The organism is Secundilactobacillus sp. MJ173 (genome assembly GCF_059704265.1).
Window position 1 is genome coordinate 1 of the sequence record NZ_BAAKGN010000054.1, and the last position, 22,764, is coordinate 22,764.

Annotated in this window: 15 protein-coding genes; 12 read left to right on the forward strand and 3 right to left on the reverse strand. The window is 42.0% G+C overall.

The window, feature by feature from the left end; all coding sequences use genetic code 11:
- The 3 genes from AC6H04_RS07925 to AC6H04_RS07935 all read left to right on the forward strand — a co-directional run.
- A partial coding sequence (locus AC6H04_RS07925) for a hypothetical protein (protein WP_497571186.1) occupies positions 1-373 on the forward strand: 373 nt, incomplete at its 5' end.
- A gap of 204 nt (positions 374-577) precedes the next feature.
- Entirely contained in the window at positions 578-1,420 is an 843-nt protein-coding gene (locus tag AC6H04_RS07930; protein WP_497571187.1) for a hypothetical protein, read from the forward strand.
- 132 nt (positions 1,421-1,552) lie between these two features.
- Entirely contained in the window at positions 1,553-2,362 is an 810-nt protein-coding gene (locus tag AC6H04_RS07935) for a hypothetical protein (RefSeq protein ID WP_497571188.1), read from the forward strand.
- 232 nt (positions 2,363-2,594) lie between these two features.
- Here AC6H04_RS07935 and AC6H04_RS07940 read toward each other — a convergent pair whose 3' ends face one another.
- The gene (locus tag AC6H04_RS07940) at positions 2,595-2,747 is read right to left on the reverse strand and encodes a transposase domain-containing protein (protein WP_497571189.1); all 153 of its coding nucleotides are present in this window, start codon (positions 2,745-2,747) and stop codon (positions 2,595-2,597) included.
- Entirely contained in the window at positions 2,748-2,858 is a 111-nt protein-coding gene (locus tag AC6H04_RS07945) for an IS66 family transposase (RefSeq protein WP_497571190.1), read from the reverse strand.
- Between the two features lie 271 nt (positions 2,859-3,129).
- Between AC6H04_RS07945 and AC6H04_RS07950 the strand changes: the two genes are divergently transcribed.
- The 4 genes from AC6H04_RS07950 to AC6H04_RS07965 all read left to right on the forward strand — a co-directional run bounded on the left by AC6H04_RS07950 (position 3,130) and on the right by AC6H04_RS07965 (position 9,938).
- Entirely contained in the window at positions 3,130-4,170 is a 1,041-nt protein-coding gene (locus tag AC6H04_RS07950; RefSeq protein WP_497571191.1) for a hypothetical protein, read from the forward strand.
- 69 nt (positions 4,171-4,239) lie between these two features.
- Complete coding sequence (locus AC6H04_RS07955) at positions 4,240-5,589, forward strand: McrB family protein (RefSeq protein WP_497571192.1); 1,350 nt, start codon at positions 4,240-4,242, stop codon at positions 5,587-5,589.
- 18 nt (positions 5,590-5,607) lie between these two features.
- Positions 5,608-6,954, forward strand: a complete 1,347-nt coding sequence (locus tag AC6H04_RS07960) for a 5-methylcytosine restriction system specificity protein McrC (RefSeq protein ID WP_497571193.1) — start codon at positions 5,608-5,610, stop codon at positions 6,952-6,954.
- Between the two features lie 191 nt (positions 6,955-7,145).
- On the forward strand, positions 7,146-9,938 hold the full coding sequence (locus tag AC6H04_RS07965) for a KxYKxGKxW signal peptide domain-containing protein (RefSeq protein WP_497571194.1): 2,793 nt from the start codon (positions 7,146-7,148) through the stop codon (positions 9,936-9,938).
- An 87-nt stretch (positions 9,939-10,025) separates the two neighbouring features.
- On the opposite strand, the gene AC6H04_RS07970 is transcribed toward AC6H04_RS07965, so the two are convergent.
- On the reverse strand, positions 10,026-11,495 hold the full coding sequence (locus AC6H04_RS07970; RefSeq protein WP_497571195.1) for a glycosyltransferase: 1,470 nt from the start codon (positions 11,493-11,495) through the stop codon (positions 10,026-10,028).
- A gap of 494 nt (positions 11,496-11,989) precedes the next feature.
- Between AC6H04_RS07970 and AC6H04_RS07975 the strand changes: the two genes are divergently transcribed.
- From AC6H04_RS07975 to AC6H04_RS07995, 5 genes are all read left to right on the forward strand, one after another.
- Positions 11,990-13,138, forward strand: coding sequence for an RNA-guided endonuclease TnpB family protein (locus tag AC6H04_RS07975; protein WP_497571196.1), 1,149 nt, complete (start codon positions 11,990-11,992; stop codon positions 13,136-13,138).
- A 135-nt stretch (positions 13,139-13,273) separates the two neighbouring features.
- On the forward strand, positions 13,274-13,615 hold the full coding sequence (locus AC6H04_RS07980) for a KxYKxGKxW signal peptide domain-containing protein (RefSeq protein ID WP_497571197.1): 342 nt from the start codon (positions 13,274-13,276) through the stop codon (positions 13,613-13,615).
- A gap of 195 nt (positions 13,616-13,810) precedes the next feature.
- Positions 13,811-15,154 (forward strand): LPXTG cell wall anchor domain-containing protein, encoded by a 1,344-nt coding sequence (locus AC6H04_RS07985; RefSeq protein WP_497571198.1) that lies wholly within the window; start codon positions 13,811-13,813, stop codon positions 15,152-15,154.
- A 438-nt stretch (positions 15,155-15,592) separates the two neighbouring features.
- Positions 15,593-16,309 (forward strand): hypothetical protein, encoded by a 717-nt coding sequence (locus tag AC6H04_RS07990; protein ID WP_497571199.1) that lies wholly within the window; start codon positions 15,593-15,595, stop codon positions 16,307-16,309.
- Positions 16,310-17,164: 855 nt separating this feature from the next.
- A partial coding sequence (locus AC6H04_RS07995) for an MBG domain-containing protein (protein ID WP_497571200.1) occupies positions 17,165-22,764 on the forward strand: 5,600 nt, incomplete at its 3' end.

The window sequence follows — 22,764 nt, forward strand, 5'->3', positions numbered from 1 at the left end:
TAATAACAGGAGGCTTTTTATCGATGGTAATTTTCGAATTTCTACGATTGGTTTGAAAAAAATGATTTTAACGGGATTTGATGTGATAACCTATCGCTCCGATGTGACTGTGGAAGAGTTTTCGACCTTTTATAATAACGCTTTATTAGCGATAATTACGTTCGCTAAGAAAATTGGTGTTTATAGCATTGAGTATTATACGGAAGATTTTAGTGCGAAAAATCGTTTCTTTGATAATCTCATTGATCCAAATAAGGATGAGTTTGAAAAGAAATTACGATCTCTGAATGAGCTTGCAGCTAAAAGAGCAGGTTTTGCACCTGAAAAGATCAGCGAAAGGGTGAGGAGAAATCTGTATGTGAAGTTTCTGTAGAGATGAGTATCTTTTTACTGGAATAATTTTAAAAATAGTTAGTGTAAGTGAGTTATTTGAAGTTGAAAGTAAATTAAGACTATTAGATTGATGATGGTAACTAATAGTTGCATGATACTTTTATTTAGTTAGAGCAATGATATGCGTATGTTAAAGCAGATAGTTGTGGGAAATATTTGAATTGTTGGGCAGAGAAGAATAAAAATGAAAAATAATAAATTTGGAGATAAGATAACACAAAGATATGTAAAACTTGGATTGTGTTTAACAATTTTAGTGATTGGTGCTGGTATTGGCATAGGTTATTTTCTAAAGATGGACTTTGGAAGTGTTGCTGATTGGGTTAGTGGTGTTGGATCAATTATTGCTATTTTTGCAATTGGATGGCAAACAAATGAACAGTTTGAAAAGAACGATCAGGTTAAGGCAGAAGAATTAAAGCGTCAAAAACAAATGCAAGAGTCAAGTTTTAAACGTGAGCGAGATTTAAAAGTTCAATTAGCAAGGCCTACTAGTCTAAAACTTTTTTACATTGCAAGACCTATTGTAAGGACAAGTACATTTGTATATTCTACTCTTGACGCAAGAGAGGTATTTTCAGCTGATGATGCGTTTAACAAGATTAAAGAAAAATTGACAACATCGTTGGAAAGTACTGTAGGAGGGGTGCATATAAGGCTTAGAGGAAGCGAGCCAATTTTTCAAGTTGAAATATGTCTTAAAATGAACGGATTAGATACCACAAGTATTGTCTTGCCTCGTATAGATCCAGAAACAGACTATTTTTGGCTTACTGCTAAAGCATTAGAAATGCTGTCACAAAATGACAGTCCAAAACTCAAAAAAAATGACATTTTTCCTAGCGATTTTGGACTTTCTGAAGGACTTTCAATTGATTTCCAAACATCTGTTTTGGAACAAGGACATTTGGAGTTAACCAAAAAAATGGACGATTATCATATAAACAGTTATTCTAAGATTGAGTATACTGATGCCGTTACAGATACGAGTGTGACTTCGTTTGTTACTCAATATCTTTCTTTATGATTGTGATGAGTAAGATAAAACGTTTATAGACTGGCGCAACTTTTTGTTGTTATGTTTTTATTCATGATTAAAAAGATATGTATAACAAATTACCGGCGTATTAGAAATACAGAATTTGAGGAGAAAGCGAGTATGTCAAAATATACAAGAAACAGGCAAGAAATTTTAAAAAAATGGGATACACAAATGCAATTTTTAGACAATTCAATTTTCTCGTTTGATTCTGGAAATTATGAAGAGGCTGTTAGAATTGCAACCACAATTAGAGTTATGTTTCATGAAACCGAGCATTCAGAATCGATTTATCACCAAATAAAAGATTTTGAATTTTTGTTTGAATCATTATCGGGGCTGTATAGTCCCGCGAACTTGCTTTCTTCGTGGACATTATTATCTGTTGAAATGAGTAATGGTAAAGTAAAGTATGTGCCAAATTTAGATCATTCTGCTAAAGAAAGATTATTTTACTTTACATTTGATGACTGGTGGAACCAAATTATCTTTGATGATAAAACTAATTATTTCACACGAAGGGATGTAATTTTATTTGCAGCAAACAAGGATGGCGGGGCACATCTGGATGCGGAAATTCCTGCTAAATACGCCAATTTGACAAAATTTAATTCATTAGGTATCCAATATTTAAATGGCCAACCCATTGAGAATAATCCGTTGTACATGGCGATTCGTGTCATTGCTCAAGAAGTGAAAGATTCATTTGATTTAGATAAGATTAGTAGTGGAAGGCGGTTTGTTACACTTCCAAAACATGAAATGGAAATGAGATTTGTGGATAAAAGTGCAAGATTTCCGTGGTCTTCAACGGAAATCCCTACGTCAGAAGAAACTAGGCGGATAGTAAATCGTTATCCCAGAGAGCCTAGAAAATTATTGTACTGCTATTACAAAGATGGTAACAAAATTGAGTATGTTGCAAAATAAAAAATATAGAATATATTCTGGATCTACTAAAAGCAAAATCGTTATTCGCTTACTTTTGAACATCAAATAATTAAGAAATCTTACTGCATAATCTCAACAGTAGGATTTTTTGGTATGCTGTTGTTGCAATCAGGGCTTATTAAAGGAGTAAGCACATTATAACCAGACGTATTGAAACATAAAACGGACTTCCTCATAATTGAGTTAGTCGTTTTATGTTCTATTCAGTTACTTATTGCTGATCTGGTTCATAAATCCATGGTAAACAAGCTTCCGGTTGCGCTTCTTTTGCGAAAGTTGGCAACTGTGACACGGTTTTTAACAAATATTCAATGTAGTCACGGGGATTAGTCTCATTGGCTTTGGCACTTTGAATCAGTGTCATTCAGATGGTGTTGGCCTCAGCACCTTTGAGATTAGTGGAAAATAACCAATTTTTGTGTCCAATGACGTAACTATTCATATTACGTTCCGATGTATTATTGGTGGAATCCAATTCGCCAAGATTTTTGGGGAATAAATTTTTTTGTCAGTCACACTTCACCAAATGCAGGACTACTTGATTTGATACTTCAAATTTCCTCCAATTTTCATTCATTGATTGAAAACTTGTAATATTGTTTGTTTAGGGGCGCTGCTAAGGCTCCTTATAGTGATACAATTGTCTAAAAAGTTATGTTCTTATAGGATTAAAGTGTGAACGTAATTTGGTGTCTGGAAAAAATTAATGAGGTTACAAGGTCGAAAGCTTATTGGGGGGAATTATCATGTCTGCTGATTGGGTACAAGCTATTGGTGTGTTGGTTTCGTTTGCTATTGCTGGTTTAGGTTATATTCAGGCGCGACGGAGTGCGGCTAGAACGGCGCTCAGAAGAATATTGAACCTGGCCGATGAATTTACACTTATTATTGATGACGATGCTAGATATAAGTATTTTGAATTAAGCACTGATCACCAATCGATTGATTTTAATATTTGGGTTAACGAAGTCGAGAATTTTAACAGTGAGTTCAGAGATGATTTGAATGCTTTGTGGGAAGCGCTTGATAATTTGCGCTTTCTGCCATGGTTTAAAGATAAATACTCTGCTACATTGAATTCAGGAAATTTAGTCAGAAAAACTTTAGAAAGAATGCTTTTTATATTACAAACCAAGAAAATCAAGAGTGTTCAACACCAAAAAGAATTTACGGCTAAAGCCCTTTTAACTTTTTCAAATGATTTATGCAATCTGGCTAGTAACACCAAATTAATTCCTTCAAATAATTTGAAGAATTCATATGAGTCCCTGCAATGCTATGTGGAAAATGGCGAAGTCATTGCTAGTGCTATATCAAAATTTAGATTCTGTGATGAGTGTCATTTACAATTTTTGGATAATGGTAGTCAATGGTTTTACCTCTCAGCTATGTATACCCAAAAATTGCGTGAGTCAAAGGAACAATCAGGCAGTACATACAGTTGGAAGACCTTAAGAGGGGAAATTAAGACTTCGGAAGTTGATAAGTCATTAAAAAGCTTATTTCATCCAGATAAACCTGTTTCAGAAGATGATTTGGCAATGGATATTATTCGGACGGTTGCTAAACGTGAAGCCTTAAAGTACAAAAAGAGAGCAAAATTTGAATTAATAAAAGAAGACGCCACAAATAAGTATCAAGTCGTTTTAAAAACGATCAATTACAAGTTTAAAAAACAGAGGATTAAGACGCTTTTCCGAGCTCTAAATACTAACAATGATTTTCATTCTGCTTATAAATTCTCTAAATTGCGATATTATTTTCACCCACGATATTACACAATGTAAAGTAGGAATGAGATTAAGCGGCTATTTGCGAAATGTATTTACTGATTATTACTAGAAAGAGGCTGAATCATGTACGAAAGCGATGTGATAAAGTTTAAAGTATATTTGAATGATTTTCTTAGAATCTGCCAACGAGCAATCGCAGAAGAGCCACCCGAAGAACATGAAAAGACTAAAAACTATGTGTGGGACGGCAAAAGAACGCCAATTCAGTTAAGCGATGGCACTAAGGTTGGTCGCCTTTTTGCGTCTCAAAGAAATGATCTGCTCAAGACACCATATGTGAATATTAACTGGATCAATCTTTATTACGACTGGAGTGCTTCCTTGCTTGAACAGGACAAGCCACGAATCTATATTGCTAGTCCTAAAATTAGCAATTTTCGAGAACTGACTGGTGATTCCATGACAACCAATTTTGAATTTCCAGAAGGTACAGAATTGGCAGGTCAATCAGTGGCTGCGTACAATATTCGGTATGCGGTTCAGAATGCTGATAGTGAGAATATATCGATTAATGAAGGTGCCTATGCTGATATTCTTAGACTCATGAAGACTTTTGACCGGTTGTCCCGTCTACAGGACCACGCCGATGAGCTATTACGTGACCACAACATCATTTTCCACGGTGCACCGGGCACAGGGAAGACCTACTTAGCACAATCGATTGCTGCAAGATTATTGGGGACTAAGCGTGAAGACCTGATGGATAATCCACAGTATGGATTCGTGCAGTTCCATCCCAGTTACGACTACACGGATTTCGTAGAAGGTTTGCGCCCAGCAGGAATCGTTAACGGACAGTTAAAGTTTGAGCTGCAGCCGGGAACCTTTATGTCGTTTTGTAACCAGGCGAAAGACAATCCAGGTAAGCCGTATGTGTTTGTCATTGATGAAATCAATCGTGGCGATATCAACAAGATTTTTGGTGAACTCTTCTTCGCCATTGATCCTGGTTATCGTGGCAAAGCCAGTGCGGTGACCACCCAGTATGCCAATATGCATGAGGCGGGTGATAAATTCTACATACCGGAAAACGTCTATATTATTGGTACCATGAACGATATTGACCGTAGTGCCGAAAGTATTGATTTTGCCATGCGTCGGCGTTTCCGGTTTATTCCGATTGAACCAGCAGATACCATGCCCATGCTGAATGCTATTGAAGATGAAGCACTTAGGGACAAAGCAAGTCAGAGTTTGATCCGTTTGAACGACCAGATTGCTAACCACGATGATGTCTTGAACGCTAATTATGAGATTGGGCCAAGTTATTTGATGCGGTTGACTCATGGTGGTGTGACGCTGGATAACATTTGGCAGCAAGATATCGAACCGCTGTTGACTGAATATCTGCAGGGACTTGATGATGTTCAAAGTCGAATCAAGGGCTTTAAAAAAGCGTTTGATGGCAAGTAGCAGAGGTGTTGATGGCTGATGAAGATTAAGCTGAAAGATAATCAAGTGGTACCTGAGAACTATCAGGGCAAGCGGTTCATTAAGGACATCTGCGATCAGAATTTGGATCAACTTGGGCAGATGGGCGTTTTGACGTTTCCTCAAAGTCTGAGTAACAGCACTGATTTGAATGCGCAAGATAGTTACTTAATGGCGCACTATCACGGACAGTTGCGCACCACTAATCTGGTGGGCATGGTGACGTTGTCCGGTAAGCGACAGCACCATCAGTTGATGATTGGCTCACGGATGGATTCGGGTGGCAACGATTATTTTTTGAAGTACATGCTGTACCGGGTATTGCACGTGAATTTGCTGGCGTCGAAGGATTTTGATTTTGGGGCTATGAATGGTGTCAATGTGTTAGCGCTGTTTATTCCAGCACTGTTGAACAAAGCTTTGCGAGCTGGATTGTATAAAGCTTATACGGATGTGCGGTTAAACGATTATCAGATTCACGGTCAGTTGGATTTTAAACGACAATTGAAGACTAACGTGCCCTTTGTTGGGCGGTTTGCGTCTCAAAGCCATCAGTTTACTTACGATACGCCGGTGTTGGAGCTGGTGCGACACGCCATTGAAGTCATGCGTGGAGATGCGCAGCTGCGGGGACTTTTAAGTGCAGACGAAACTATTCGCCAGAGTGTCCGGTTAGTGGTTGAGCATACGCCCAATTATCGTGCGCGGGATCGTCGTCACCTTTTAAGACAATACAGAATGGTGCGGATTCGCAATAATTACTACGCTGACTACCGGCCATTATTGCGAGTATGCCGAGCGTTTTTGGCGGGCAAGAGTCTGACTCCGAGTCAGGGTGCTAAGTTTAATGGTGTGTTGATTGATATCGCCTGGCTATTTGAAGAATACGTTGGTCGCTTGCTGGAGCCAGAATACGTCCACTCACATAATCGAGAAGGCGAATCTGAGCAGCATTTATTCCGGGATGTTTGGGATAAAGGGGTCATTTATCCGGATTACCTCAAGCGTGGGAAACCACAGATTCCGCTGGATGCCAAGTATAAGTTCACTTGTGGCGTTGCTAGTCACGACCGGTTGCAGATGTTGGCTTACATGTTGAGGTTTCAAAGCAAGCGCGGTATGCTGATTCATTTATCTGGTAGTGAAAAAACTAACGTTGCCGAGTTGCCAGTTGAGGGTGAATATGCGGATGAAGGTCAGCGACCAGTGATGGTGGAATATGGTATCGGGGTGCCTAAAGCTGATAGTTGGACGGAGTTTGTGGATGGAATGCATGAACAGGAGAAACTGTTGAAAACGTCTGTCACAAAACTTTCTGACGTGGTATATAGTCAAATGATTGAATAGTAATTATAAAGCGATAAATCAGCATGTTACGTATGTGCTGATTTACCGCTCTTTTTAATTTCTAACGGCGGATAATACTTATAAATTGCCATTAAACCGCATGGATACCTAAATTGACTTTCCTTACTATCTATGTAAACATAAGCAGTGTTAAAAACGATTAAGGTGATAACATATTATGGGGGGATTTCATGTCAAACGACACGAAAAGAATCACTCGTTACAAAATGTACAAAGCAAAAAGCCGGTGGCTATTTACCGGCATGGGCGCTTTGATGGTGTCGGGGGCATTGTTAGGCCTTCATCAAATGACGGCTCAGGCGGATACAGTGGCGGAGGCTGCACCGCAAACGGAGACCGTTGTGCCAACCGCAACTGATCCTAGTTCAGTTACGCCTAGTAGTACGCAGGCTGATTCACAGGCTGTCGCAACCACCCAGACAAGTGATTTTAACGAGCAAAACAGGGCCTATCAGACGGTTGCTGATCAGTATCAAACTCAAGCAGCTCAGGTAACGACTGATACGGCTGATTATAATCACAATCAAACGGATTATGAAGCAGCAGTGAATCAGTATCTAAATGATGTCGCAACCAAAGCGCCAGGGTATCAAACGACCAGTCAAGCGACTAAAGACCAGTTAGATGGTGAGTATACTGCTGCTCAAAATAAGTATGACGCATTAATCGCACAACAGACGGATATCAATGATACGGTTATCCAATCAAACGCTGCAGTAGATGGAGCATATCAATCACTGACTAGCATGTATGATCAATTACCGGATAGCGTCAAGACCGCGGGGACGTTGCTTGATGCTTATAATGATGGTGTCTCAGATCAGGCAGCCCAGTTAGTGTCCACATCGACGAATGACGCTTATCAGACGGCTTTACAGGGACCGACTGATGCCAGCAGTCATTTAGCAACGGTATTGGATCAGCTGCCAGCGATTACCGCGACCACGGATGACGCTAAGATCACGGTTGATCCAGACGCGGTCAAAACCGTGGATGGCAGCGTTCAAGCGACGCTGTATGGGGAAACGTATACCGATAATAACGGCGACGGTAAGATCACCTATGAAGATGACATCTTGCCGGTGATTACGCAGAATTTGCAATCTGATCTGAGTAAGGTTCAGACGAATCAAACCGATCTGACGGGGTCCTACGGCGAGGTAGTGGTACTCTTCAATTACTTAAAGCAGGTCACTGATACAGCACTACCAGTGGTTACAGCTGATGGTGAGACTGGCCGAATAGCGGCGAAGAACGCCGACATTGGGGCAACTTTATTGGAACAGCAGATGGCCCCCTTACTTAAAACGTTTAAAACGGCATTTGTGGCCGAATTCCTGCAGACGATTGCGGGCACTCAGGCAACGGTTACGCAACAAGTTAAGACGATTGACGACGCTACTGGTGCGCCCTTTGATGCTGTGGCGCTTAAGGCAGCCTTGATGCAAACAATGTTGACGCAGGCAGCGACAATTTACAATGCGCAAACGGCTGATCTGCTTGATAACGCTAATCAGGCGCTGCAGGCCCTTCAGCAAGTAGCAGCGACCAAAGATCCGTTGTGGCAAAAGGCCAATACGGATTATCAGCCAGATCAGATGATGACTGATTTGACCAATGCGATTGCTACGACCGCCCAGCAGGTGAGGACTGGCAAGAAAGCACTGGCTAATTTAACAGCCAATGCTGATACGGTGCCGGTGGCTGATGCTGTGGCACTGGTTTATTCTAAGGGTGCTGCTGGCTTTTCTACCGACCTAACGCTTCAGAGTTTACAGACCAATCTTTCTGCAGTAATTGGTAAGGTGGATAAGGGGATGTCAGCTTTATTGACTGGTGTGCAATCAGCAGACCCACACGCCACTACTGATGCGGCTGGCAACATGGTTTATTCAGCAGCTTTTGTGCAAGCCCACGCGACACTCTTTGAAGCGGCTACCGAGCTGGCGCAATCAATTACTGACTTGATTCAGCAGTCAGCAACCGTTACGGCTGATTTACCCGGTGTTTTACAGACGTTGTTGCGGGTTCCCGATGCGCTGATCGTGACGTTACCGGTTGAACCTGAGCTGATGAAGACTGTAACGCCAATGGCACCGTTTGACCTGAAACAAGTCAGTTTGATGGCCGTCAACGTGAGTGTTCATTTGAATTATGTCGATGATGATAACGCGGGCGCTTTGGTTAAAACCGACACACAGACGTTACAGCAGATTGACGGTGACACGGTCAAATGGCTGGCACAGGTGCCTGCTAATTACGTTTTAACAGCTCATCAACGCGATGCCGGTACGTTCAAAGTGGGCAGCAGTGATACTGTGCAAACGGTGACAATCCACCTGGCCCACCAGCATGTTGTGACTCACAAGACGCAAAAAATCACCACGCGGTTTGTGCCAGCTACGGCCCACGTGGACGCTTTACAGCTACCGGATGATGATGTCCAGACCATTAGATGGACGTTGGATCATGATCTCGTGACTGGACAGTGGACCGCGATACCGGCTAAAAACAAGACCAAGATGGTGGAACTACCAATCGTCCAAGGAATTCAAGAAGACGACCAAGGTGGGGCAGTCTTCTACTTCGTTCCTACTGTGACAGCGATTAATGGCGTCACCGTTTCAGCAATGACTGGCAAGACTGACCCTACTAATGGCATTAAGAATCTGGTTCGTACCGTTACTTACTACAAAACGCAGGTTGCACCAGACGGCGTTACCAAGCCATCTAGCGCTAAGCAGTATCCTGTTGAGTACGTTGAGCTGGACGGTAGCCAGATAGAGGTCATTGGTGAGGACGTCTTCACTGGTAAGCTTGGGGACACTGTTACGGCTGACGTACCGCTTAATTATCAGCTGGCGGCTAAGGTGTCGGCTACCCAAACAATCGATAAAAATACGGGCGTGATTGTCTTTCCGGTGATTGTTTTTGGGTCGGAGCCTGATTCTATTGGTCAATAGACGGTTCTGATGAAATAATAATGTGTAATCAAATGAGGTTTCAACTTCTAGGCTAATCCCGGAAGTTGAAACCTTTTATATTTGAGCTTAACTTTTCAGTAGGTGTTCCCAGTATCTCTGAATGGCGCTGGCACTATAATTAACAACTGATTTTTGTGCACGTTCTCCATAAGTCTGTAGCTGCTGCCGGTTTTCGAAGATATGGGTCAGTGTCTGAGTCAAAGCATCTTCATCATTTGCAGGTACCAACTCCCCATTCTCACCTGGCTTCACCATTTCATTAGGCCCATAGTGAATGTCGTAACTCACCACGGGGCAAGCGTATGATAGCGCCTCAAGCACCGCCATAGAGAAACCTTCGCTGCGACTGGTCAGTAACAGCAAGTCCGCCGTTTGGTAAACCTGACTGAGATCTTGCGTGTAGCCCATGAAGTGGATATAATTGGCTGCTTGATGTTGAAAGACGAGTTGTTTCAGTCGCTTAGGTTCTGCATAATCGTTTTGACCATCTTCGTAGCCGTAGATTTTTAAATCCGCCTGCGGGAAACGTGCGTGTAGCTTGATGACTGCTCTAATGGCATGGTCAAGCTGTTTGATTTCGGTGACGCGCGCCACCGAAATGATTTGAAATGGTTGACGGGCTTCGAAGGGGAAAGTCGTGGTTAATCGTTTATTCGGCACTGCGCTCACCGGGATCACCTGGGTGGGGACTTCTGGGAAGCGGGCGTGAATGTGATTAGCTTCCGTCTGAGTTGAGGTAATGATATTGGTAAGTTTGCCGTGTTCGATGGTGTTTTTGATACTGGAGAAGACTTCGCCATCTGGCTTGGCGTTGGTAGTAAAAGCCGCGTGGATCACCAGCATGCGACGTGGGTTCTTTTGCATCAGCCCCATGGCAGTACCCCAGTAGTTCTCTCGGTCGCAAATCAAGGTATCACCAGTTTCAACGAGATCGTCTAAAAAGTGCGCGCGGAAGGCATCCAGTGATTGAAATTGAAACGTTTGTTGAGCTGTGGTTAACTGAATCATGGTGAGGATGGGCTGGTCATTGGCGCCACCGTGGTAGTAGCAAGTGATCACTGGGATGCCCTGATAGTTGTAGTACTGCTTCAGCTGCAGCTTGGCATGGTCATCGTAGAACTCAGAATAACTATGAACACCATCTTCATAGAAATCGCGGCGGTTGGTGAAACCGAATAGGTCCAAGTAGTCCACGTAAGTCAGTTCGCCGTACGTGTCGTGAATTTTGATGACCGGTTTGCCGTTATCTAGGACGGCATTATTTGTAAAGGGTAGATCAGGTAGGGTATTGCGAATGGTTGCTGCAGTCTTCTTGGGGCCATCATACCGATCCAGCTGCTGGTAAAAGCGGTATAGGTTGACCACACGCTGCTGAATACCCAGTTGGGCTAAGATGTGTTCATCATTCCAGGCACTAGTGGCTGTGACAATTTTGGCTGGGGCACCGATTTGATCGAACATCTTTAGCCGTCTGATCTCAGCGATTTCAATGGCCGATGGGGTGGCGTTAAAGTAGGATGTTAAAAAGTAGTTCATAGCGAACCTCCCGATGTAATTACCTATTATTATAGCTAAACGGTGGGTGTTGGGACAAGGTGTCTCTTTCTCTAAGAGTGATTGGTATTAAAAATGTAAGCGAAACCAAATTTGATACTTTAAAATCATAAAGGTTGTTAATAAAAGCAATCTGTTAAGTCGTTGACTTAACACTATTTCCTACAATGCACATTAGTCTTTAGTTATCTTAAAATTTATTTTTCTAAATAAATAATCAGGAATGCGTTGATGACTATTAAATGATAAAAATTGTAAATTAACTCTATGATGACTGTCTTGCTAACTTATAATAGCCTGATGATTATCGTTATTTTTATAAAAACATCCCTTTTTGAATTTGGGCAAGGAAACCCGTTCTTTTAAGGACGTGATGAATTGCTTTTTTATGACATTGTTTGTTGGCAACTGGTTGGAAATACCGTATAATAAGAACGTACGTTTGGTAACAATAAAATCAAAGGATGTTATTGCTTATGACGCTAAAAGCCATTAAAACCCGTATCTATCCCACTACGCAACAGCAGGAAAAAATCACGGTCAACTTCGGTTACTGCCGGTTTGTTTGGAATCAGTTGCTTGATATGCAGAAGCAGCGCTATGCCAACGGGGGCAGTTACGTTAACGAGTTTGGCATGAACTACCTCATTAAGTGTTTGAAAAAAGAATATCCCTTTCTTAAAGCAGCGGAATCGACTTCTCTGTTGCATGTGAGTCGCGACTTGCATCACGCCTATCAAAAACTGTTCAAAGGACACAAGGGATTTCCGAAGTTCAAGTCCCGTAAGTTTCCCAAACAAAGCTATCAATGTAACGCCGTTAATCACAATATTCAGGTGATTGATCAGCATCATCTTAAACTGCCTAAACTGGGATGCCTAAGATTTAAAGCTGGCCGACAACCCGTTGGTCAAATTAAGAACGTCACGATTCGACTCTCCGCTACCGGCAAGTTCTACGCCATTATTCTGGTTGATACTGATATTGAGCCATTAAACAGTACTGGAAAAATCATTGGTATTGATATGGGTGTTGCTGATCTCATGATTACTTCCGACGGGATCAAATACCCCACCATCAGATTTGATAAACGGCTCAGTAAAAAGAAACATTACTGGGAAAAGCGTTTGGCTCGTCGCAGACGTCAAGCCGAAAAAGAGATCGCCTGGGATAAGCACAATCAGGTACCCGAACCCAGAGAACTGGCCGATTTTAAGAACTACTTGAAGGCTAAGCACATGGTCGCTAAATATCATGAGAAGATTGCCAATCAACGGGATAACTATCTGCATAACGTCACTAAAGAACTGGTTGAACAACATGATGTGATTAAGATTGAAGATTTGAAAGCCAAAAATCTGCTGAAAAATCACAAACTATCTAGGGCAATTGTCAATCAGTCATGGCGAAAGCTACGTACAATGCTGGAATATAAGTGTGCTTGGTATGGGAAACAGCTGGTCACTGTCAACCCACGGAAAACTTCACAAATATGTTCCAACTGTGGCTACGATGACGGCAAGCATACCTTAGGCATTCGCCAGTGGACGTGTCCCAACTGCAGGATTAATCATGATCGTGATATCAATGCCGCAATGAACATTCTAAAAGCAACAGCATCATAAAAGACCAATTGGGCTGGAACAGCCCTTAGTCAATAGCCGTAACCTCTGCGCACCATGCTTTGAATGATACGTAAGTCAGCGGTGTTCCTAGAAGCTCGTTACTTTAGTGACGAGTAGTTCACGGGGGAGATATTAATGCTAAATCATGAGGAACGAATTTTGCACTATAAAATGTATAAAGCTAAGAAACAATGGCTATTTGCGGGGATGGGCGTTTTACTGATGAGTGGTGCGTTAATGATGAGCAGTGGTGTCACGGCTCGGGCGAACGGCACTTCTCAAACGGGGACGTCAATGACTCAAGTTCAAGCTGATGGTACTGGTAATACCAGTGTTGCCACAGATCCAGCCGCCGCTCAAAAAGCACTGGACAACTACACAGACTACAAAACGGGTGGTTATAAGGATTCTGTGGACCAGTTTCAGCAGGATTCGCAGACACTTAATTCTGCGAAGTCGCAGTATGATGATCAATAAGATGCATATGAGACTGATTTAACTCAATACAATGAGCAAGTTAAGGCGAAAACACTTGAAAAAGAAAACGGCAATCCAGTCACTAGTAATCCAGCAACCAAAGCACAACTGGATGACACTTATAATAGTGTTAATCAGAAATACGATGCTTTGAAGGATTAGCCAACGCAAGTTACGACCACGGTTGTACAGCCCGTGACAACCAATTTTGTGGCTGCTTCGCCTGACATGGAAGCTTCTGTATTGCCAGCCAGTGTGACTCAGTCGATAACCTGGACGGTAGTTTACGATTCATCTACTGGAATTTGGACAGCAACGCCAGATGTTTTGAACACTGACCCAGTAACAGCATCAGCGATTCAGGTGGATGGTACGATTGCCTATGTACCTGATGTTAACTCGGTTGCAGGTATCACTGTAGCACCGTTTAGAGGGACGACAGATCCGACCAGCGCGATTGAAAATGCGACTGGCCCGAGGACCATCACGTATTATAAAGCTGTTTTACCAACGGATGGCGTGCAGGACAAAGTGGCAACGACTACCGTTGTGCAAAACGTGACGACGCAGTTTGTGCCAGCTACTACTGGTAATGTTGATGCTGCTAAATTACCAGCGGATGATACCCAAACTATCACGTGGACGGTGGTTCATGACTTTACCAAAGGAACTTGGACGGCAACGCCAAATTCAACCGGGACTAACCCGGTGAAGGCACCGGTGATCCAAGTGAACGCGACGACGGCTTATGTGCCGGATGTCGCTTCAGTTGCGGGTGTGGCGGCTACACCAATCAGTGGAACGGCTGATCCAACTGCTCAGCTTGCTGATGCTACACGGACAGTGACTTACTTTGCAGCACAATTACCGGCAACGGGGATTGAAATTGCCAATGGCAGCGCGGTACCAGATACCGCGCCAAGTGCTAAGAGCTACCTAGTTCAGTATGTGGACGATAGTGGAGCAGTAGTTGGAACGGGTGATTTCATTGGTAATCCAGGCGACGTTGTCAGCGCCAAGGTACCAACGGGTTACGTTCTTGCTCAAGGGCAGACAGATAGCCAAACCATTGGTGAGAACACCACCACGATTGTTTTCCGTGTCACGATGCCTAGTTCGGGTGCTGGCGAAGTGGTTACCCCTGGTGATGGTGAGCAAACCGTTGTCCCAGATGGGGATAATGGCGGTGAACCCGCTGGTGATAATGAAGTTGAAACGGATGCTGGCGGTGCTGCGGTAACTGAAGGGACAGATGGTCAAACCAGTGGAACTGCCGAAACAACACAGATTGGCCAAACGACTAATGGCGGTCAGGCCACTGGTACGAGCCAGATGGTCAATACTGGAACGGTTACTCAGAACAGTGGTCAAGCTGGAACGGTTGTTGGCACTAAGACGGATGCGCAACAAAGTGCGGCCGCTAAGGGACAATTACCACAGACCAATGAAACTAACGAAAACGCTGCTGCTGGACTTGGTGTACTCGGATTGAGCTTATTGATGAGTGTGCTGGGGCTGAAGAGGCGGAAACGGGATTAGGATTGTGAATTTTAGAAATGCAAAGGGAACCCTTGGATAGAATCTGAGGGTTCCTTTTTTGCGTAGTTGAAGGAGTAATAGACGGTAGATATTGATGCTTATTTTAATCTTATCAGTCGATAAAGTAATATAGATGAATTGTTATTGAAATTGTAGTCATAATCAGGTATTGTTAATGCTTACGCTTATCTGATATAGATTGCGTTATTTACCAGCCAAAGTCTACTATTCCAGAAAAGTACCTGTAATCGGAAGCACTGAATGAACAGTTCCAGTTATTTGAAATTTTGAGTTTAACTTGATGATAATATAGGACTTTCATTTGCATATATTGAAACAGATACTTCATTTTGACGATGCAATACCATGAAGAATTTCCCTATCACATTGTCCAAACACTGAGTGACACTAAAAGCTGAAAATAGAGGAGTTGTCAACGTGGCAAAAAAGCAATTTGTAGATAAAGATGGTCGTAAGTTTGTGGAGGTGACTCCCTGGTACAAGCAGTGGTGGTCATGGGTCCTAGCCGTTGTAGCAATTATTTTGATTATTAGTTCAATTGGCGGTTCAAAGGATCGTTCAGAGTCCAAAGCAGATCAGTCAAGTGAGGTTACCGCTCATAACACGACTGAGACTGAAAAAGGCGATGCTGAAAGCGCCACTTCAAAAAAAGCGTCTCCATCAGTTACGGTGGATGATGAGAAGTATGCGATTTCTGATAAGAAGTCTTATAAGATCAATTATTCTGATTCAGATTGGTCTGCTGCCAAAATTGGTGTGGATAAAGTTACCGTCTACAAACTTGCCAAGCCGCATCAATATGATTCGGAAAATGATGGAAAATTTAATATTGAAGGATATGTGCGGGTACACTTCATCGTTTCGCCTACAAGAGATATTGGTGCTTACCCAACTATAGGAACAATTATATACAGTAACGGTGAGCAACATGATGCAGACTCTATGGAGGACTGGGATGGTGAGATAGCTAAAGGTGTCACGAAGGCTGGAGATGTCACGTTGCCGATTCAAAAATTAAGCAGTGTCGGCTCACTAAAAACATTAAGATATAAGTTTGATGCCGATTATGAAACTGATAATGACGATGATGAAAACTATGAGCATACTTATGATTTTACTTTGAATTTTAAATAACTAATTGATGTTAAAAACGGCCTACTTTGATTTAGCTTATAAAACGCGCTAGTTGAAGAGGTCGAATCAAAAAGAAGCTTTCCTGGAGATGAAGTCTAGGAAGGCTTCTTTTAGTTTGTTAGAAAAAACTGGTAAAGTAAACTAGATTTATTATATTTCACGGTGAATGATATGAAAACTAAAATGAGAATTTATTATAACAAATTATAAAGGCTCAATATATTTATTCTATAAATGCTATTAGGATAGTTTTTATATCACATTTGGAATAGATTTTTTTGATTATGTCGGTCATAAATACAAAAATTTAGATTTAATCGTTTATATAATTTTACGGATGACAGTTGAATTAAAATAAAAAAATTTTTTATATTTTTTTGCAAAGTTAACGGCATTGATTATCCCAATATTTCCCGTACGTACACCGGAAAAAGTTGGGTTTTCTGAAATTTAATGGCATTTGATTAAGCTAAACAGTGATATGACTTGGTTTTCGAAATGGTTGCAAATATATATTAATACTAGCTAATGATAAAATAATGTTTTTGATTTATTAAAATTGTTAGATTTATGGTTAAAACGCTGATACGTCACAGGTGACAACGATTCCAAAATATTGTATCATGCCGTTAGTAGTATTGAAGAATAGGCATAAGGGTGATTGGAGGTATGAGGTCCTCATCATTTTTGTGATAAACAGTTTATTATGTTTATCAGTCTTGCATTCAAAGTATTGATGGGGTTAACTATTTTATTCTTAAGATTTAAACGGTAATTTTGACTGTTACTTCGTGACGTATGTCAGATTCACTCATTTGAATAAGTTGGTCATGATTATTTTGGAGGGGGATTATCATGAAAATCCATTTTGATTCTAATCAAAATTTGGGCGAGAAACGCTTTGATGCGTTTAGCGAACAAAAAGTGCACTATAAAATGTTTAAAGCTGGAAAACGCTGGCTGTATGCTGGTATTTTCATGTTGTCTATGGGAGCAGGCATGGTTGGACTAGGTGGTAACGTCGCGCAAGCTGATACAACAGCTGAGGCTGACTCAACTAGTACCAATCAAACTGTTGAAACACCAGCCGATACTGGTACTTATACTTTGAAGTCCAGTGAAACTGCGACGACTGATCAGAGCATGACAGCAAAGGAAACAACTGATGCTGCCAGTGCTGATCAGCAGAGCGACACAGCTACTGCGACTAATTCAAGCAATACAGATTCAACACAGGCGTCCACAACTACCGGTGACAAGAGTGCCTCAACGGTGACTCCAACCACTAGTTCTGTGAAGGCTTCTACTGCTGTATCATCAGGGACAACGCAAACCGATAGTCCTAAAAAGGCTGCTGATGTAACTGATGATCCAGCTTCAACTCAGTTAACAAATAATACTGCAGCAGCACAGTCATCTAGTGCTGCTATTTCTAGTGGGGATAAAACTAATGTAAACGCTTCTTCTGTAAGCGATAGTGGTACTTCAAATTCACAAACAGATACTCAAAATAAAGCAACCGCTACTGATGCCACGGCTACTAAAGCTGCTTTAAAGGCCAAATTAGTCAGCGATGATGCTAAGACTGATTCAACAAGTGAGCCTTCCACACTACTGGAGTTAGCTCAAGCTATTAAAGGTTTAGATGCTGATAAACAAAATGCAATCGTAGCGGACTATAACAAGCGTGTGGTGAATGCCAATGATGGTACTCTGTATGTGCTGTCTAATGGTAGTCTAGTTCCAGTAAAAGCACGTACAGATGCAGCCAGTATTGATTTGACACAATCTTATAAGACCAATACAGGTACTACACTTGCGTCAACGACTACAACAACGATTGCAGCTGATGAAAATATCGGTGAACCACCGTACTTTGATGGTTACCAAATTGATCTAAATGGCTCTAATCTGTCAATTGATGGTAGGTCCAATACTTTGTCGGCTTGGTTTGGCATGATTCAATCGTCAAAAAGTTTTGAAGATAAAGGTTCTATTATTTGGGGCAGTGTTGATCATTCACTGAGTAGTCTTAGTGATTTGCTTTATTATATTCGCTATATGTACACTTCAGGAGCTTCAGTTACCGGAAACTTTGAATACGTCTATAAAAAGTCGGATGCTTCCATCGTCACAAAAGACCAAACAGTTGCTGTGGGTGCAACAAAGCCAACACTTTCTTCCTTCATTACTAGTGCTACGGATGAAAACGGCGATTCAATTGCATCGAGTGCAATTACTTCACCAGATTATGACAGTATTAGTACTGCTACCAAAGGCGACTACACTTTCAAGGTTGAATACTTCAACATTAATACTGTCTCCTATACTCAAGGTACAGCCACGTTGCACGTTGGTGACCCGACAACGACTAATGTTGTCACAGTGGGTTCAAAAACAATCGCGTATGGGACTGATAAAGACTATGGTTTTACCACAACTCAGAGTGGCACAGGGACAGCAATTGTTGTGCCAACAAATTTAACAAGTTCAGATTATACGATTGATGATGCGAAGTATGATGCTAACAACCACCTTGAAGCTGGTCAATATACCGTTGTGTTGAGTCCAAGCGGATTGGCTAAATTTGCGATTGCTAATCCGGCACTTAAGCTAGATAGCACAAAGAACTTTGCGAGTGGAACATTAACGGTTTCAAGCACAGTTACCATTGGTAATGCCACGAGTACTTATGGGGAAGACACCAGTAAATCCTTCGATTATGGTTTTAAAGTGACGGCAAGCAGTGACAGCATCACAATACCAGCATTGACGGCCGCCGATTTCGTTATCGATGGCGCAGCCTACTCAACAAGCAACCATTTAAATGCTGGGACTTATAAAGTTGAGTTAAGCCCTGCAGCCAAAAGCGCGATTGAAGCAGCTAATCCAGATGCAGGTTTGACGGATGCTGATTTTGTAACGGGTACACTAACAGTCAAGCAAGCAACAATTAATATCAATATTGATCCAATAGTTAAAGGTGAGGGACAACCGGATCCAAAGTTAACTGCAAAAGTTACCGGTGTTGTAACGGGTGATGATTTCCCTTATGTACTCAGTCGTCAGGCAGGTGAAAAAGCTGGCAAATCCTACATGATTTCTGCTGACTATCACTTAGCCAATATTGATAATTATGCAGTTAATTCTTATACTGGCTTCTTTACAATCAAAAAAGTCAGCAAGGATACTTTCCAGCCAAATGCCTATCAAAGTACTGGTACTGCTGATTACGGCAAGATTACCAAGGATGCGTCAATTGATTTTGGCTTTACCCACGCTGGTACTGACCTTAAGTCTGCTACCTTGACAGCAAGCGATTATACAATCGTGGGTGCCACGTATTCTGCTGGCGGTTATCTGGAAGCGGGTACCTATGATGTTATCATTAACGATTCTGGTAAAGCCTTGATTCGGCAGGCTAATTCAGACTACCTCATCAGTGATTCTGAATTTACAAAGGGAACGTTAACAGTAAACCCGGTTGTTTTAACAGTTACGCCGACTGCGTATGAAAAGTATTATTTGAAACCAGAACCCCAAAATATGGGTGGCACGATTACAACCGCCAATGGAATCTTAGCTGGTGATAGTCCATTGACGTATACCATCACTCGCCAATCAGGTAAACTAGATGATCCTGTTAACGAATATCAGGAAATAGGTACGGTAACGACCCCCAACAAAAACTACACGGTGAACTTTGCAAAAGTATTCTTCAAGATCGAAGCACCTCTATCAACAGATACGCTGACCATGAATTCAATTTCAGCCATTACCTATGGTGACCAGGTTGGAGCATTTACGACTACTCATCAGGGTACAGAGCTAACAATTCCTGAACTAGAGCAATCTGATTTTACAATTGATGGTGCGACTTACACAAACGGATTGTTGAATGTGGGTACCTACAAAGTTGAATTGACCATAGAAGCAATGATAAAAATTGCAGATGCTAATAAGAATTACGATTTCACCAACTTTGCTTTTCCAACCGGAACACTTGTTGTTAATAAAAAGAAAGCCACCATTACGGTTGATAATAAAACCAAGGCAAAGGGTGAATCGGATCCTGACATGACGGTTAAAACTACTGGTGTGTTGGATGGTGTCGCAAACTTAAAGTTCACCATTAACCGAGCATCTGGTGAAGAGGTTGGTACGTACGCTGAAACCATTACGCTGGGTGATAATCCGAACTATGATTTCACCGTGAACAATGGGATGTTGACGATTACTAATGCTGTTGCGCCTGGAACAGTTCGCATTGTGGCAATTCCAGCGACCTATGGGGTAATCACTCAAGATACATCTGACTGGCAGTATGCTTTTGTTTACTACCTAGAGAATGATGATAATAAGCAAACGAAATTGCCTATTTTGAATGCAGATGATTTTAAAATTGTGAACGCCACTTATAGTGCTGGTGGTTACTTGAACGCTGGTACTTATACCGTTGAAATCAGTGCTGCTGGGAAAAAGACTGTTGAGGATGCTAATCCGCAATACTCCTTCAAGGACGCTAACTTTGGGACTGCTACTTTGACGGTTAACAAGGCCGAAGTTACTGTAACAGCTGATAACAATACCAAAGTATATAACGGTGCTAACGGTAGTGATCCTGCACTGACTTTCACCACTAATGCTGACAAGCTCCTTACTAGCGATGGTGTTGATATTACGGTTAAGCGTGAAGCAGGTAATGACGTTGGTACGTACGCTATCACCGCAAGCGAAGCGGACAATGCTAACTATACCTTCACAAATCAAACTGGTACCTTTAAGATTACGCCTGCTACAACCACAGGTACTGTCACAGTCAACCAAGGCGACGTTGTATATGGCAGTGGTTTAACACCAACCTTAACAGCTGCTGACAGCAGTGTGCTAAAGGTTGATGGCGTTGACCTTACTGCTGACGATTATCAACTTTCAAGCACAACGAAATCTACCAGCGGCAATTATGTGGTTGGCGACTATACGATCAAGTTGACTCAGGATGGATTAGATAAGCTCCAGAATGTTAATAAGAACTACACACTGACTATGGCTAATGTCACGCCTGGTGCCTTCAAAATCACTCAGAAACCACTTACCATCACGCCAGAAGGTGCAACCAAAGTCTTTGGCGATTCGGATCCTGCTTACACGGCAACACGAGATGGGTTAGTTGGAACTGATGAGGTTGATTATACGGTTAACCGCGCGGATGCTGGTACAGCAGCAGGCGAGAGTGTTGGCACGCATAATCTAACGGTTACGAATTCAAACACTGGTGACAGTGGTAACTATAAGATTACTTTGGACACTGGTACGCTGACTATCACAGCTTTAGCACTGACAGGAGTAGTATCTGTTACCACTAAACCGGCCACATACGGTGATGTTACAAAAGATGGTGATGCCGGTTATGGCATTACCTTTGAAGGGCACACTTTAGTAACCTCAACGCTGACCCCAGCTGATTACACCATCAATGCAAAAGATACTGATTACAGTGGGAATTATTTGAATGCTGGTACTTACACTGTTTCTTTGAATGATGCTGGAAAAGTAGCTTTAGCGGCTGCCAATCCGAACTTTGACTTCAGTAAAGTGACCTTTAAGGATGGTAGCTTAACGGTTGGGCAGAAAAACATTTCACTAATTGCCAATGATGCAAGCAAAGTTTATGGTGAAAACGATCGCCCATTGACAGGCTATGCTGATGGGACAGTTAACGGTGAAAAGTTGAATGTTACTGTTACTCGTAAGGCAGGAAATGATGTTGGCCAATATTTGTTGACGCCAGCTCTAGCAACACCAAGCACGAATTACAAGGTTGTGATCATTCAGCATGGTATGTTAACCATTAATCCGAAGACAACGGTGGCAAACGATGCGACAACCGAAATAACACCAGATAGTCAAAAAATTACGTTTGGTGAAGCACCAAAGGCTTTCACTGCAACGTTTGGTAGCAACTTGAATAAAGTCACATTAACCAATGCTGATTTTACGTTCACTCAAGGAACGACCACCATAACTGACGTACCGACTGATGCTGGGAGTTATGAGATTAAGTTAACGGATGATGCGCAAGCTAGAATAAAGACGGCTAACCCAAACTACACCTTCAGCATCGCTGACTTTAAGACTGGTACGTTTACAATCACTGCTAAATCAACGACAAAAGATGATGTCACGACTGAAGCCACAGTTAATGATCAAAGTAAAGTTTACGGCGATCCGACGCCAACCTTTGATTTGACTTATGGCGACAAGCTCAATGCCGCAACTGACTTGACGAACGCCGATTTCAGTTTCATTGATAGCAAGAACCACGCAGTTGACGGTGTTCCTGAAAATGTCGGGACTTACACGGTTAGCTTGAACGCAGACGGGCAAGCTAAAGTACAAGCAGCTAACGGAAATTACGCGTTGACTGCTGAAGACTTTAAGACTGGTACATTTAC